Below are 14968 nucleotides of genomic sequence, written 5' to 3' on the forward strand. Positions count from 1 at the left end.
TACAGATTTGAAGTTGAACCAATCCAACAGTGAAGTGCTAAACTGTACACCAATGTTCAGCTTTCCCAGGAGAAAACCATGGCGATAATTCGACGTCTGAGTGCCGCAATCGCGTGCATTGGCCTACTTTGTACGCTTAGCGCATGCAGCGAGCATGCGCTAAATAACGAAAGCAAAGAAAATACATCGCCCCGTGCGACCACCAAAACGGCACCCAAAAATGATGCCGCAGCTTCAGATGAGCTTTCCACAGCAGGCTTAACACATTTAGAAAATATTCCAAATCCACCTAACGAAACTGGAAAAGTTGCTTTCACAGCTTATAAAACAGGCATTATCGCAGCCTTAGAGAGCGACGGCACTGATCCTGATGATGCCGAAGATAAATCAGTGCTTTTCGCTTATGCACAATGCCTCGCCGCAAAAAGCTATCCACATATTTCTGCAGAATACGCCGCAGTGATTGCTTCAAAAGATATCGATAAGCTAGTATCTGCAACTCTTAGCGAGACAGATACCGAAATTTTTGATCGCACACTAAGCGAATGCTTATCCATTGAACAGCACTAAGCTTTCATATTTCGCTGCAATAAAATAATTAAAAACTTGGGTTGGTTCAGGATTTCATTTTAATCTCAACCAACCCAAGCTGATATTTACTAGTATTATCCCGCACCACAGCAGTATGCCCATTATCGAAGCACGGAGAATACCCGCTATCAGTTGATGAAAAGTGCCACTGCACTAACGAATGCAGATCCTGCAAGTGCAAAAATTAGCAGCAAGGCAACTATTTTTCGGTGAATTGACGGTTTTCGATACTGGATCTCGTTGATTTTCTGCTCACTCATAGTTCTAATATACCCAAACCGGATCATTTCTCTCTCAGCTATGCAGAAAAAATGTGGGAGGATCTAGTTTGAGATCCTCCCACAACTTCACTTGAAAAGATCAAGCAATAGCGCAGTTACTCATCGCCCAGCTTGCCCGTCTACGTAATCCTCATCTTTGCTATCCCAGGCAAACATCTTCCGCAGCTGCCCACCAACCTGCTCAATGCTATGCCCTTCACCTGCAGCACGCATTTGCGCAAATTCTTCTGCCCCCGCATTTTGATCGTCAATAAAGCGCTTTGCGAAAGCACCATTGCGAATATCAGCAAGCACCTCTTGCATATTTTCCTTGACAGCTGGAGTGATCACCCGCGCACCAGAAACGTAATCACCATATTCTGCTGTATCTGAAATCGACCAACGCATCTTGGAAAGCCCGCCCTCGTTAATCAAATCTACAATCAGCTTCATTTCATGCAGAACTTCAAAATACGCAATCTCTGGCTGATACCCGGCTTCAGTGAGTGTTTCAAAACCATACTGGATCAGTTTTGCCACACCGCCGCAAAGCACTGCCTGCTCACCAAAAAGATCAGTTTCCGTTTCTTCAGTGAAAGTAGTCTTAATCACACCAGCACGGGTAGCGCCGATCGCTTTCGCATAAGCAAGCGCGAGCGCCCATGCCTGCCCGGAGGCGTCTTGCTCCACTGCCGCAATTGCCGGCACACCACGGCCCGCCACAAACTGCCGACGCACAGTATGCCCCGGCCCCTTTGGCGCAACCATACATACATCATGCGCACCGCGCACTTGAATATATCCAAACCGAATATTAAACCCATGTGCGAAGAAAAGTGCAGCTCCCGGCTTCAAATTCGGTTCAATATCGGTGGCGTAGAGATTGCGTTGATGCTGATCTGGAGCCAAAATCATCACCACGTCAGCCTGTGCAGTAGCCTCAGCTACACTTGCCACCGTTAAACCCTGCTCTGTAGCTTTTGCGACCGATTTTGAATCCGGGCGTAATCCCACAACCACATCCACACCAGAATCTCGCAAATTCAATGCATGCGCATGCCCCTGTGAACCATATCCAATGACGGCCACTTTCTTTCCCTGCAATACTGCCAAATCAGCATCTTGATCATAAAATACCTGTGCCATTATTACTCCTTCAGTTTTTCTTGAATCTTACTTTTGGTTTTATTTTTTCTGCATCACGCAATCTGGCTGCGAAACTATCACTACTTAATTTTCCCGCAACACTTTCAGCACCTGTTCTGAAATCGAATGCGCACCACGACCAATCGCCACCGATCCTGATTGCACGATCTCTTTCACCCCATATGGCTCAAGTGCTTTCAAAAATGCTTGAATCTTCTGCTCTGATCCTGTCGCTTCAATCGTGAGCACAGCTGGATCCACGTCAACAATGTGCGCACGGAACATCTCCACTACTTGCATCACATTCGTCCGATTTTGATCATTAGCTGCAACTTTCACCAGGAGCAGCCGTCGCTGCACTGATGTATCGGGATCAAGTTGCTCAAGATGAATAATATTGACGAGCTTGTTCAGCTGATGCTTAATTTGTTCAAGCGGAATATCAGCTGCGTCTACCACAAGCGTGATCCGCGAAAGTGCCTGATCTTCGGTTGGCCCAACTGCAAGCGAATGAATATTAAATGCACGACGGGCAAATAACCCTGATACACGTGCAAGCACACCAGGCTTATTTTCAACCAGCACTGAGAAAATATGACGTGTTCCCATGTTTATAACTCTTCCTGCCGTTTATTCTTCGTCTGTTCCAAAATCTGGCCGTTGATCACGCGCGTAATAGATTTCATCATTCGATACTCCAGCCGGTACCATCGGCCAAATCATCGCATCAGGTGATACTACGAATTCAACCACTACCGGCCGATCATTGATCTGCATTGCCTGAGCGATCGCCGCATCTACATCCGCAGCTTTTTCAACACGGATCCCGATGCAATCGTATGCGGCAGCAAGCTTTTCAAAATTCGGAATCCGCGCCTTCCCAGCACCCGTATTCAGCTCAGTATTTGAATACCGTTCGTTGTAAAAAAGCTTTTGCCATTGACGCACCATTCCCAGTGAAGAATTATTGATCAACGCAACTTTGATGGGAATATTATTCAATCGGCAGGTGGTGAGTTCCTGGTTCGTCATCTGGAATGAGCCATCACCGTCAATACACCACACCACTTGTTCTGGATTACCAACCTTTACCCCCATCGCTGATGGCACGCCAAATCCCATTGTGCCAGCCCCGCAGGAAGTGATGAAGCGGCGCGGGTGATCACACTTCAGATATTGCTGCGCCCACATCTGGTGCTGCCCCACACCCGTGGTAAAAAATGCATCTGGAGCGTGCACTCCCAGCCTTTCGATCACAAATTGCGGGCTCAGGAGTCCATCTTCAGGCAGTTCATACCCCACCGGGTAAGTATTTTTCAGTGAATCGATAAAATCCCACCACGGCGCAAGATCAGCCTGCTTCGACGAGTCAAGATTATCGATACAAGCATGAACCAAGGCATCAAGAGTATCGCGCACATCGCCGATTAACGGATAATCAGCATGCCGAATCTTATTTATTTCAGCTGGATCAATATCAGCATGAATCACTTTTGCGTGCGGTGCGAAACTATCCACTTTTCCGGTCACGCGATCATCAAATCGAGCTCCCAGTGCAATAATCAAATCTGCTTTTTGCATTGCAAGCACTGCCGGCACAGTACCATGCATGCCCGGCATCCCCAGGCAATGCCGATCACGATCAGGAAAAGCGCCGCGCGCATTGAGCGTAGTAACAACCGGAATATTCATCAGCTCCACAAATTTTTGCAGCTGATCACTTGCACCAGCGCGAATCACTCCTCCGCCAGCATAGATCACCGGACGCTTGGCTGCGTAAATTGCCTGTACCGCTTCCATGATCTTGGTATCATTCACGCGATGATGCGGATGATATCCCGGAAGTGACATTTTTGGCGGCCACACAAATTCGCACGCAGCATTTTGTGCCGATTTGGTGATATCTACCAACACTGGCCCTGGGCGCCCCGATTGCGCAATATAGAAAGCTTCCACGATACGCTGCGGAATTTCTGCCGCATCGGTAATCAAAAAAGAATGTTTCGTAAGCGGGAGAGCAGCACCGATAATATCTGCTTCCTGGAATGCGTCCGTGCCAATTGAACTTGCTGCCACTTGCCCGGTGATCGCAACAATTGGGACCGAATCAAGATTTGCATCTAGTAATGCCGTCACCAGATTAGTCGCTCCTGGCCCGGAAGTTGCAAAGCAAACTCCTACTTTCCCTGTGGAAACCGCATATCCTTCGGCAGCATGCCCGGCTCCCTGCTCATGCCGCACCAGGATATGGCGAATTTGGCGCGAATCAAGAAGTGGATCATAAGTGGGAAGAATTGCTCCACCCGGAAGCCCAAATACATCCGTCACCCCGAGCTCTTCAAGCGCACGAATAATTGAGCGTGCACCCGTGGATGCTTCACGAATTTCTGGCTTTGCGAGCGCCGTCGCAATTTGCGATGGCAAGTTCTCAATCGCAGTCTCTCCTGCGGTTTTAGCAAACCCCATTGTGTTCCCTTTCTTCTTTGCTTCTAAGCAGATTTGGGTAACAAAAACCCCTCGACTTCTTTTCGAGGGGTTAGCGCACCAGCAATCGTCACATCTGCTGATGCGCTAGATAATGACGACTAGAATCTTGATTTCCATGCTCTTAGCGTATGCTGATTTTTCTTCCCGGTAAACAAAAATCCGATTTGTCTTAAATACTGGATAAAAATACTCGTTCCTTCCTCCGAAACGGCAGAGCACCGAAGTAAGTCCTAACTATTTAACATAATTTTGCATACAATAGAGCAAAGAAGACGGCACTTTGTATAATGTAAAAGCAATTTGGCTAAAACATTGTAAGGTTTCAAGGCGTCCGCCAAACGACACCGCCGTCGTTATTTTGGATTGATTAAGGAAAAAAATGTCCATCATCTTTAATGCGCTGGCAGAGAACCAGGTGCTCCTCCTTTTCATCTTGATCGGCATTGGGATCACTTTCTCGTGGGTCCGAGTGAAGGGGATTTCGCTTGGAGCTGCTGCCGTCCTGTTTTTCTCGATTATACTCACCGCGTGGGCACTGGCAGACGGATATGAAATCAAGGTAGAACACGACCTCGGCGTGCTTGGTCTAGCGCTTTTTGCCTTTGCAATTGGCATTTCGTCTGGTCCGCGTTTCTTTAACACGCTACGCTCGGCAATCAAACCGGTAATATTCATGATCCTTGCTTTCGTACTTGCCGCAGGCGCAGCTGCCGGGATTGGGAGCGCAATGGGAATGAGCTGGGCGATGATTGCTGGTACATTTTCCGGGGCTGTCACAAATACTCCAGCGCTGGCAGCTGCCGGCTCCGCTTCTGGTGATCCGGCAACTGCCACCGTCGGATACGCAATTGCCTATCTTTTTGGTGTGATCGGGATGCTGATTTGGTCTGCGATCGCATTATCGAAGGCGAAGTCCGATATTGCAGCACAGCAGGAGATCAAAAATCGCACGATTCGTGTGGAACGTGCTGATCAACCAAAGATCGCCGAAATCTTGAGTAAACTCGGCCCGGACGTAAAAGTTTCACGGATCCGACATGGAGAAGTAGGTCCAATCTATATCCCCACTCCAGATGACATCTTATTTAAGGATGATTTAGTGACGGTGGTTGGTCCGGAAAATGAAGTAAAGCATGCAATTGAACTGATGGGGCACGGTTCAAGCCATTCCCTGCTGGAAAATCGTCATTATCTTGATTTCCGACGAATTACGCTTTCAAATGCAAAACTTTCCGGTTTAACCGTTGCAGAACTGAATATCGAACAAAAATTTGGCGGTACGATTTCACGAATCCGCCGTGGCGATACAGATATTATGGCCACACCTGACGAGCCTGTTTACATTGGTGACCGGGTGCGCGTGATCGCACCAACCCATTCGATGAAAAAGATTTCCGGATATTTTGGCGATTCTTCGCGAGGTTTGACGGATATTAATCCCTTCGCCTTAGGCATCGGGATGGCTTTAGGGATCATGATTGGCGAATTTAAGTTCCTCACTCCATCCGGGCTGACCTTCTCAATCGGTTCAGCTGCCGGCACACTGATTGTCGGCTTGATCATGGGAAAGATTGGCCGGATCGGAAAACTGATCACGACGATCCCATTTACTACCTGCCAAGTACTATCTGAACTCGGTCTGTTAATTTTCCTTGCTTACGCAGGAACAACAGCTGGTTCACAAATTTTGAATGCATTTACAGGCGGCGCGTGGATCCAGATTTTCATTCTCGGTGCAATTATTACTTCAATCGTCGGAGCTGCCCTCTATTTCTCGCTACGTTTATTCACCAATTCGCCCGCAATGCAAATTGCTGGTTCTCTCGGAGGCGCTCAGACACAGCCCGCAGTACTCGCTTTTGCAAACGATCGGACTAAGTTTAATCCGCAAGTTGCCCTCGGCTATGCAATGGTGTACCCGGTAGCAATGATTGCAAAGATTTTCATCGCGCAAGTACTTGGCGCTTTCGCCGGAATGTAGTTTCCTGGAAATACTAAAATTGTGGCTTTGCACATTTAATTCATCAAGTGCAAAGCCACAATTTTATGCTGCCAAAATCAGCTAATCTTGCGCCCCAAACTTCCAACCAGCTGAGCGCAACGGCTGGAAACTTATACGCTATCGGAGCGCGTCCGGTGTAATTCTTGTGGTAACTGTGAAGTATCTTTATCCTTCCGCCAGCCTTCGTCAAGCAATACTCGTGAAAAGGCAAGCCCCATCCCAATTGCCATTACAACAAAGAATACTTCAAAGATATTTTGCAGAGCATAGTTGATTGCCCCTTCGTTGATTGCCACGAGCCCACGATAAAAAGGAACACCCGGAATCATGATCACAACAGCAGGCACTGAAAGCGAAACACGCGAATGCGCAGTATTCCAGGCAATGAAAGTGGCAATTATTCCAATTACAAAAGCGGCAAACCCAACCGCTACATGCCATGGCACATTTGCAAACTCTTGCAGGAAGATCCGCCCGGCGTTAGCGAAAGCGCCTACGGTCGCTGCAGCAAGGCAAACTTTCCACGTGGCATTAAAGAGTACCGCGAATCCATATGCCGCAACGAAGGACGTTAAAATACGAAGCAAATACATTAAAGGCAAACTCAATGGCTCTGGAGAAACACCATTCACATTCCATGAAAAGATATGTGCAACAAACCAAATTGACAGCCCAGCAGAACCAAGCACCATAATGCAATAAGCGAAACGGTTAATTGCCGATTGGAAATCACCACGCACAAAATCAAGCATTGCTGTAGTCAGCGGAAAACCCGGAATCAAATACAATACTGATGAAATAATACCGTATTCATGTGCGCCAAATTCACCCAGACCAGCAGATACAATAATGGCGAGTCCAGCTACATAAAGAATCGTTGAAGCAATACCACAAATTACCCACACTAAGAAGTGCGCAGCATGCCGTTGCAGCAGTAATTTACGCACCAGCTGCCCAATACCAGCAGCCAAAAAAACGAGACTACATTCAATTACACGCCCGTTATTGAGAAAACAGAAGCCGGCACAGGCAATAGCTGAAGCCCATACCGTCTGCCAGAGCGTGTAATGCCGATCATGGCTCGCAAGATCCTGCAAACGCGCCCGCAGCTCTCTCGCAGTAATATTTTCTTCAAGCGTGGATACCAGATGCGCCACACGATCAAGCTTATGCGAGTTAATTCCAATATAACGTTGCTCTGCAAATCCAGAACACGATTCCTCGCCCTGCCACGACATCGTCGTAATTGCATATAGCGACACTTGTGATTCATGTTTTGTGAGCCCGAGTGCTTTTGCTGCACGCGCCATCGCTGACTTTACGCGATACGCTCCTGCTCCGCAATTAAGTAATATTGTGCCCAGCAAAAGCAATACTTGCGATTTTTCACGTAAGGATTCGCGCCTTTGTGCAACTACTTCAACTTCATGTTTATCCATCTTTTGCATTCTTTCTGCAACTGGAAACTGTTTTTACCGGTCAAGAGTTTATAGCAAATAAAAACACTACGGATAAGTACAAAGACCTTTGCAATGAGGCTCACTTTCATCAACCGCAGCAAAGATCAGCGCCACAAAACCGATGCATCCTTCATTGCCTGGCCGAGAGATCACTTCGGCTCCTCACGAACCGCACCAAATGCTGCCGAGGTGGCCATTGCGCCATACACTCGTAAAGCTTTTGAAACTTCGCGCTGCCGATCCGGTTTCCATGGCAGATCTCCTTTTGCTGCGCGCCGGCGCGCAATTTCCTCCGCTGATACTTCTAGTTCCAGTTTCCGCTCAGGCACGTTGATCGAAATTATATCTCCATCTTCAACAAGCCCAATTAGCCCTCCAGCTGCAGCTTCTGGCGAGATATGCCCAATACTCAAACCGGAAGTACCTCCAGAAAAACGCCCATCTGTAATCAACGCACAGCTCTTCCCAAATCCAAGACCTTTCAGGAATGAAGTAGGATAAAGCATTTCCTGCATTCCTGGCCCACCTTTTGGCCCCTCATACCGGATTACAATCACATCACCATGATTTACTTTTTTCCCAAGAATAAATTCAATTGCTTGTTCTTGCGAATCAAGCACTCGTGCCGGCCCAGAAAACTGAAAAAGTTCCTCACCAATTCCGGCAGTTTTGATTACCGCTCCATCTTCAGCAAGATTTCCAAATAGCATACATAGTCCACCGTCTGCCGTATAGGCATGTTCAACACTGCGAATACATCCATCTTTCTGATCAAGATCTAAACTCTCCCAACGGCGATCTTGCGAAAACGGAAGTGTAGTGCGCACCCCACCTGGCGCCACATGGAATAATTCAAGCGCTTCTGCACTTGGATTTGCACTCCGAATATCCCATTTTGCCAGCCATTCACTAAGACTATTTGCATGTATCGCATGCACATTTCGCTGCAATAATCCGCCACGAAAAAGCTCACCCAGAATTGCCGGGATCCCACCAGCACGATGAAAATCTTCCATATGATACTGCGTACTATTCGGAGCCACTTTTGCCAAACATGGCACTTTCCGAGATATTTGATCGATATCAGCCATCGTAAAATCTACTTCGCCTTCACGAGCAATCGCTAAAGTGTGCAATACAGTATTGCTCGAACCACCCATAGCAATATCCATCGCCATCGCATTCAAGAATGCTGCACGTGTGGCAATTGACCGGGGCAATACTGACGTATCATCTTCCCCGTAATACTTTCTACATAATTCAACGATCAACTTTCCAGCATCCTGAAAGAGCTGCTTTCGCCGTTTTGCCGTTGCAAGTGTAGAACCATTTCCGGGCAGTGATAAGCCAAGCGCTTCACTCAAACAATTCATCGAATTAGCAGTGAACATCCCTGAACAAGAACCACAGGTGGGGCATGCATTCAGCTCTATCTGCGCAAGATCAGTATCACTTACCGCCTCATTCGCCGAAATAGCCATTGCATCAACCAAATCAATTTGGTGATCAAGGACTCCAGGCACTGGCTTACCAGCTTCCATTGGGCCACCTGAGACGAAAACTACCGGGATATTCAACCGCATCGCAGCCATCAGCATCCCCGGCGTGACCTTATCGCAATTCGAGATACACACGAGCGCATCAGCACAATGCGCATTGACCATGTATTCTACAGAATCAGCAATCAACTCACGTGACGGAAGCGAATAAAGCATTCCGCCATGCCCCATTGCGATCCCATCATCAACTGCGATCGTATTAAACTCTTTGCCAACCCCGCCTGCTTTTTCAATTTCATTGATCACCAGCTGACCAAGCTCTTTGAGATGTACGTGACCCGGCACAAATTGTGTAAAAGAATTCACTACCGCAATAATCGGCTTCCCAAAATCCTCAGACTTCATTCCAGTAGCACGCCAGAGTGCACGCGCACCAGCCATATTGCGCCCAGATGTAGATGTTGCAGATCGCAGCTGAACCATAAAACTCTCCTGAAAATCGTGTTTTCACTATCTTAGCGGGTACTTCCATGGAAATTTCTTTCCCTTTCACCACATGAAACATGCGCGCCAGATCCTGCACCAAATTCAGGTGAAAATATAGTTTCAAACCAATTTAATATTTCTTTTCCGCCAGCCAGAGATAAGTTTGATACGGTAAAGGAACTTTTTCTGCTTCACCATACCCAAGCTCGTCACATAAATACCAGCGCAGATTATCCTGCATCCGCGCACGATCTTCCGGATTCGACTTGATCCAGGATGCACGCGTCGTACCAAGCAGCATTACTTCACGCACACTCAAATAATCAGTCCAATCAACACTATTCAGCTGCAGTTTCCCAAAATCTCGCGTAAGCTGCGGCGGCTTTGAGATTTTTTGGATATCCCCCGAGCGCATGATCCGAGTTAATTGCAAAACCCACGGGATTGAGACATTAAGCTGATTGCAGAAAATAGCAATCTTCCCATTTGCTCGCAAGATCCTCGCCGCCTCCCGGCTTGCCGCAGGCGCATCAAGCCAATGCCAGCACTGCCCGTAGGAGACAATATCAAATTCACGGCGCGAAAAACCAGTATTTTCCGCCCTTGCAGAAACGAATCGCGAGCGCGGAAAATCTGGAAGCGCCTGGAAAAATGCGCTTTCCATCTCGGCTGACGGTTCAACCGCCCATACTTGCGCAGTGCGAGAGCAAATTTGTGCTGTCAGTTTTCCTGTACCAGCACCAATATCTGCCACTTTCACACCTTGATAAATATCGAGCGCGGCAACAAGCTCGTCGGGGTATCCAGGACGTACATCAAGATATGCTTGCGCGCCGTCAGTGATCAATTCATACGGATTCTTTGCCACTATCAACCAACTATCGAAATAACATTCATGGATCAGCAAAATATTACTTTGATAAATATATCCAGATAGTCAAAGGTAGCGAAAAATTATTTCACACTTGCCTTGCACTATTTGCTACTTCTGATGGGTATGATCACCATCAAGTGATACTTCCTCCCAAATGTACGTCCGTGCATCAGAAAAACCCATCCGCGGCGGATGAATTTGCCCTCTGCCCCGAATATTCCGATCATAAGCAGAATTTACCTCAATTTCGTGCGCTGCAAACCAAGAGCTAAGAATTTGCGCAAGATGCTCCTTCACTTCTGCCCATTCCGGCTCTTCCGCCAAATTAAAACGTTCTTCAGGATCATTTTCCAAATCATATAACTCTTGCGGCCCGTCATAACGATCAATAAACTTCAAATTTCCCTGCCGCATCATCCTCCCGCCACCATATTCATCAAAAACTACTACAGTCTCGTCATCACGCCTTTTCTGACCGCGCACCAAATCAGCAATCGACCTGGCAGCCCGCAGTGAATCTGCAGGGGCAGCTACTCCTGCAATTTCACAGATCGTCTCATACAAGCTGCATGATGAAACATGGTTGGACACATTTATGCGATCCGTCTGCCCTGGCAGATGAATAAAAAATGGCACTCGCACAGAATTTTCCCAAAAATTGAGCGGATAAGTACCATTTCCTTTCCCCCACAGACCATGTTGCCCGCAGCTAAAGCCATTATCAGACATATACGCAAACACTGTATTATCACTCGCAGCTATCTGCCTCAGACACTCACGAATCGCGCCCACAGCACGATCAACACCAGACAATGCAGCCGCGTATCCGCGCAAACTTGGCACTGGATCAGCAAAAGCATCAGGAAAATCGTTATATGTAAGCGCCCACGGATGCGGCTCTTCCCGGGGGATCGAAGGAAAATCTGTGTCTTGATAAAGATCAAGCAACTCTTTGGGATGATTATCGATCCAAGGAGAATGTGGTGCAGTGAAATTAACGAGCAGGAAAAACGGTTTCTCAGCAGATTCGTCATGATTCTCACCTTCCTGATGTTGTTTCAGAAAAGCACATGCCTCTCGCGCAATTGCGTCAGTAAAATATTCCGGCTCAGTTGTTTCTGTACCGTCCGCACTCCAAATCGGCGCATCATAATAAGGCCCACCCCCATAGCGATGTGCATACCAGTAATCGAAGCCTGCGGCCGGTTGCCGAGACGTGCCCACATGCCATTTTCCGACCATTGCGCAGGTATACCCATTCTCTTTCAGCACCTCTGGCAATGTGATCATGCCTGCCAAAAAATTAGCTTCTCGGTCATCAGGATGACGACCTCCCACAAGCCAATCATGAATCCCGTGCGCTGACGGCATCCGACCGGTCAAGAGTGAACCCCGCGCAGGAGAGCAAACAGGAGAAGCACAATAAAAGTTATTGAAAACAGCAGACTCCGCTGCAAGCAAATCAAGATTTGGTGTTTTCAGCTCAGGCCAATGCTCGCTGATCGCCCACGGGCCTTGATCATCAGTTATCACTATCACGAAATTAGTCTTCATTGCAGTAATTCATTTCCTTGTCTAACATCAAAGAGAAACGTGTATTCAAATACTGAGAGGATTAAGCCGATGCCGCGAGCGACCCGTTCAGATGTTGCAAAACTGGCAGGAGTTTCCCTCGCAACTGTTTCGCATATTATGAACGGTAGAGGCCGCGAACTTGGCTTCTCCAAACTCACAGAAGCAAAAGTGAAAGCTGCCGCGAAGCAGATTGGCTATATCCCTCGGGCATCGGCTCGAAATTTTCGATATCAAAAAAGTCGCATCATCGCTTTCTTCACTACCGAAGTACCAATTTCCCTTCGTCTTCCTGTATTTAACGAACTCCTCACTAGCGCCATTGACGCGGCACGTAATGCTGGATATTTCATTCTTCCCATCTTAATTAACGGCGACCCGCTTGAAACAGTTCAAGATACATTACGAGAAGTAGATTTAGCCGGCGCAATACTTCGTGATGGATCAGCGATACGCTCAGTTCAAACGCTCCTCGACTTAAGTGAAACTCCCTCCGTCTGGATCAATACCGGCCTTCCAATTCCGCATAATCCAGATGTGACCTCGATCGTGATTGATGAACGCCCCGGAGTATTACAAATGCTTGATTTGATTCCGCAAAAGAATATTTCCAACCCCTTAATCATTAGCGGACCTGGCGAACAATCTGGCAGAATAGCCGCATTTCAAGAAGTTTTTCCTGACGCAAACTTAGTGATTGCCGACGGCTGGCTCCCCGCTGACGGATTCAATTCAGGAGCACACATCACAAAGCTAAACCCAGATTTAATATTCGCATGTAATGACCAGCTCGCAAGCGGCATCGTCCATTTTTTCAGCCACACCTCCAAAAAATCAGAAATTGACGTACCAGTATTCGGTTTCGGCGATATTACTGATTTATATTCGATCCCGTCGAAACCATTTTCCACTATTGAATGGCCATTAGCTGCAGCTGCCACAAAAGCTATCGAACTGCTGTTGCAGCAGATAGATGAAAACCTGCCGTTGATCCCCGGCCAGGTTTTCACACTACCTACTAAAGCACGCCCACTTCGCTCCACTAGTCAGAGTTGAGATTACTCCTGATACAAACTTCCTTCAGATACCTCTTCAAGGCTTTCTGCAGTCGAAGCAAGCCACGGATTCATTAAGACCAGAATGAACATCAGCAAATAGACGATCGCAAAAGGAGCGATTGCGTAATATCCGTATTCCGCCACAAGAATTGGCACTAGGAAAGACACGATCGCAGACATCACTCGCGCCATCGACTGTGTTAATCCGGCACCAAATCCGCGCAATTCCGTTGGATAAGCTTCGACGGACCAAACCAGCGCAAGCATTCCTGGCCCAAAATATGTCGTAAAACTCCAAACAATAAATGCCGCAAACAGCACCACGTTCGTCAATGCACCAAAGAGCCCTAAAGCAGCAGCTGCAAGCGTAAGAATCAAGGCGGTAACCATCCCGAGATTACGACGATTTACGCGATCGATAAAATACGCCCCAATGAAAAGTGCAATAAAAGCGACGAGATTGGCCAATAGTGAAACTGTTAAATTAGCGGAAGCCGGTACTCCCGCCTCCTGGAAAATCACCGGACCGAGGAACGACACGACCGGGCCTGCAGTTGAATTTAGCATGAAGAAAGCCGTACAGACCAGTACTCTTCTGCGTGCTTCGCCATGAAACAACTTTCGGTATTCACGGTTACTTTTCCGTGGCTTTGCTTGACGCATTTCATCTTCAATCCCTAGCGCACGAATAATCACCCAAGCGCGTTCAGTTTGACCATTTTGTAATAACCACCGGGGAGATTCTGGCAGACGCTTTCGCAAAAATAACACAATCGCTGCAGGTACTGCGGCGAACACAAACATTCCACGCCAAATCCAATCATGATGATTTTGTGGCACTGCCCAATACAGGAACATTGCAAGAAGAATTGCAAATAGCGCCCCAGCAACCATCATGATATTGAGCAATGAACCAGTGACCCGCCCCCGCCGAGCTTTTGGTGCAATTTCCGCAAGGTAAGCTGCAGATGTAGATAAATCCATCCCCACAGCTACACCGATCAGAAAACGCAGCACCCAAAGCATCCACACCTGCGTAATCGCACCTGCCAATAACGCAGTTACGATAAAAATCCAGAGATTAAAAGCAAAGACACGTTTCCGACCAATTCGATCAGACAAATCACCGAAAACAATCAATCCAACCGCTGTCCCAAGAAATGAGATTGCAACCAGCAATCCTTTATCTACCGGCGATAAGGCAAATGACGAAGACAGAAAGACCATCGCAACACCAATAACTGCGAGATCATAGCCGTCGATAAACTCGCCAAAGGCAATCAGCGTGGACGCGTGTTTCTTAATAAATCGAGCATCCTTTTCCGCAATTTCAGATTGCGGAGTATTTGGACTTTTCATAATGAACTCCTCTTTGAGTACATCATCAACAACCATTGTTGATTTACCAAATGTTATCACGTGATAATTTTTTGCTGCAAGCTTTTCCAATGAGCACTTTTCAGATATTCACCCCGATACTTTCACCCGCAGGAGAAAGCTATTAAAAGCAGATGGCCGTCAGACAGGCTGCTG

12 protein-coding genes are annotated in these 14968 nt (G+C 47.3%); 3 read left to right on the forward strand and 9 right to left on the reverse strand.

All coding sequences use genetic code 11. The features are described 5' to 3' along the window. Nucleotides 1–78 precede the first annotated feature (78 nt). Nucleotides 79–570 (forward strand): hypothetical protein, encoded by a 492-nt coding sequence (locus tag J2S36_RS03655; RefSeq protein ID WP_309955676.1) that lies wholly within the window; start codon nucleotides 79–81, stop codon nucleotides 568–570. Nucleotides 571–719: 149 nt separating this feature from the next. On the opposite strand, the gene J2S36_RS03660 is transcribed toward J2S36_RS03655, so the two are convergent. The 4 genes from J2S36_RS03660 to J2S36_RS03675 form a co-directional block, all read right to left on the reverse strand. After that, nucleotides 720–851, reverse strand: a complete 132-nt coding sequence (locus J2S36_RS03660) for a hypothetical protein (RefSeq protein ID WP_309955678.1) — start codon at nucleotides 849–851, stop codon at nucleotides 720–722. 120 nt (nucleotides 852–971) lie between these two features. Continuing rightward, nucleotides 972–1997 (reverse strand): ketol-acid reductoisomerase, encoded by a 1026-nt coding sequence (ilvC, locus tag J2S36_RS03665; RefSeq protein ID WP_309955680.1) that lies wholly within the window; start codon nucleotides 1995–1997, stop codon nucleotides 972–974. A gap of 84 nt (nucleotides 1998–2081) precedes the next feature. After that, nucleotides 2082–2606 (reverse strand): acetolactate synthase small subunit, encoded by a 525-nt coding sequence (gene ilvN, locus J2S36_RS03670; RefSeq protein ID WP_309955682.1) that lies wholly within the window; start codon nucleotides 2604–2606, stop codon nucleotides 2082–2084. 21 nt (nucleotides 2607–2627) lie between these two features. Then, nucleotides 2628–4463, reverse strand: a complete 1836-nt coding sequence (locus tag J2S36_RS03675) for an acetolactate synthase large subunit (protein ID WP_309955684.1) — start codon at nucleotides 4461–4463, stop codon at nucleotides 2628–2630. A 400-nt stretch (nucleotides 4464–4863) separates the two neighbouring features. Here J2S36_RS03675 and J2S36_RS03680 point away from each other — a divergent pair, with 400 nt between their 5' ends. Further along, nucleotides 4864–6465 carry an aspartate:alanine exchanger family transporter gene (locus J2S36_RS03680; protein WP_309955685.1) on the forward strand — a complete coding sequence of 534 codons (1602 nt, stop codon included), beginning with the start codon at nucleotides 4864–4866 and terminating at the stop codon, nucleotides 6463–6465. 131 nt (nucleotides 6466–6596) lie between these two features. Here the strand turns inward: J2S36_RS03680 and J2S36_RS03685 are convergent, their stop codons facing one another. The 4 genes from J2S36_RS03685 to J2S36_RS03700 all read right to left on the reverse strand — a co-directional run bounded on the left by J2S36_RS03685 (nucleotide 6597) and on the right by J2S36_RS03700 (nucleotide 12359). Then, entirely contained in the window at nucleotides 6597–7925 is a 1329-nt protein-coding gene (locus tag J2S36_RS03685) for a threonine/serine exporter family protein (protein WP_309955687.1), read from the reverse strand. Nucleotides 7926–8095: 170 nt separating this feature from the next. Then, the gene (gene ilvD / locus J2S36_RS03690) at nucleotides 8096–9928 is read right to left on the reverse strand and encodes a dihydroxy-acid dehydratase (RefSeq protein WP_309955689.1); all 1833 of its coding nucleotides are present in this window, start codon (nucleotides 9926–9928) and stop codon (nucleotides 8096–8098) included. Between the two features lie 133 nt (nucleotides 9929–10061). After that, nucleotides 10062–10799, reverse strand: coding sequence for a class I SAM-dependent methyltransferase (locus J2S36_RS03695; RefSeq protein WP_309955690.1), 738 nt, complete (start codon nucleotides 10797–10799; stop codon nucleotides 10062–10064). A gap of 114 nt (nucleotides 10800–10913) precedes the next feature. Then, on the reverse strand, nucleotides 10914–12359 hold the full coding sequence (locus J2S36_RS03700) for a sulfatase-like hydrolase/transferase (RefSeq protein ID WP_309955692.1): 1446 nt from the start codon (nucleotides 12357–12359) through the stop codon (nucleotides 10914–10916). A 69-nt stretch (nucleotides 12360–12428) separates the two neighbouring features. On the opposite strand from J2S36_RS03700, the gene J2S36_RS03705 reads away from it, so the two are divergent. Then, nucleotides 12429–13433, forward strand: a complete 1005-nt coding sequence (locus J2S36_RS03705) for a LacI family DNA-binding transcriptional regulator (protein ID WP_309955694.1) — start codon at nucleotides 12429–12431, stop codon at nucleotides 13431–13433. A 2-nt stretch (nucleotides 13434–13435) separates the two neighbouring features. On the opposite strand, the gene J2S36_RS03710 is transcribed toward J2S36_RS03705, so the two are convergent. Continuing rightward, the gene (locus J2S36_RS03710; protein WP_309955696.1) at nucleotides 13436–14794 is read right to left on the reverse strand and encodes an MFS transporter; all 1359 of its coding nucleotides are present in this window, start codon (nucleotides 14792–14794) and stop codon (nucleotides 13436–13438) included. Between the last annotated feature and the right edge of the window lie 174 nt (nucleotides 14795–14968).

The sequence above is a fragment of the Arcanobacterium hippocoleae genome (assembly GCF_031456295.1).
GTDB classification, from domain to species: Bacteria; Actinomycetota; Actinomycetes; order Actinomycetales; family Actinomycetaceae; genus Arcanobacterium_A; species Arcanobacterium_A hippocoleae.

Bases quoted from the DNA above. Each gene is read 5' to 3' on its own strand.
- J2S36_RS03675 (WP_309955684.1), bottom strand. From the start codon at position 4,463: ATGGGGTTTGCTAAAACCGCAGGAGAGACTGCGATTGAGAACTTGCCA.
- J2S36_RS03705 (WP_309955694.1), top strand. From the start codon at position 12,429: ATGCCGCGAGCGACCCGTTCAGATGTTGCAAAACTGGCAGGAGTTTCC.
- J2S36_RS03655 (WP_309955676.1), top strand. From the start codon at position 79: ATGGCGATAATTCGACGTCTGAGTGCCGCAATCGCGTGCATTGGCCTA.
- J2S36_RS03660 (WP_309955678.1), bottom strand. From the start codon at position 851: ATGAGTGAGCAGAAAATCAACGAGATCCAGTATCGAAAACCGTCAATT.
- J2S36_RS03710 (WP_309955696.1), bottom strand. From the start codon at position 14,794: ATGAAAAGTCCAAATACTCCGCAATCTGAAATTGCGGAAAAGGATGCT.
- ilvN (WP_309955682.1), bottom strand. From the start codon at position 2,606: ATGGGAACACGTCATATTTTCTCAGTGCTGGTTGAAAATAAGCCTGGT.
- J2S36_RS03680 (WP_309955685.1), top strand. From the start codon at position 4,864: ATGTCCATCATCTTTAATGCGCTGGCAGAGAACCAGGTGCTCCTCCTT.
- ilvC (WP_309955680.1), bottom strand. From the start codon at position 1,997: ATGGCACAGGTATTTTATGATCAAGATGCTGATTTGGCAGTATTGCAG.
- J2S36_RS03685 (WP_309955687.1), bottom strand. From the start codon at position 7,925: ATGGATAAACATGAAGTTGAAGTAGTTGCACAAAGGCGCGAATCCTTA.
- J2S36_RS03700 (WP_309955692.1), bottom strand. From the start codon at position 12,359: ATGAAGACTAATTTCGTGATAGTGATAACTGATGATCAAGGCCCGTGG.
- ilvD (WP_309955689.1), bottom strand. From the start codon at position 9,928: ATGGTTCAGCTGCGATCTGCAACATCTACATCTGGGCGCAATATGGCT.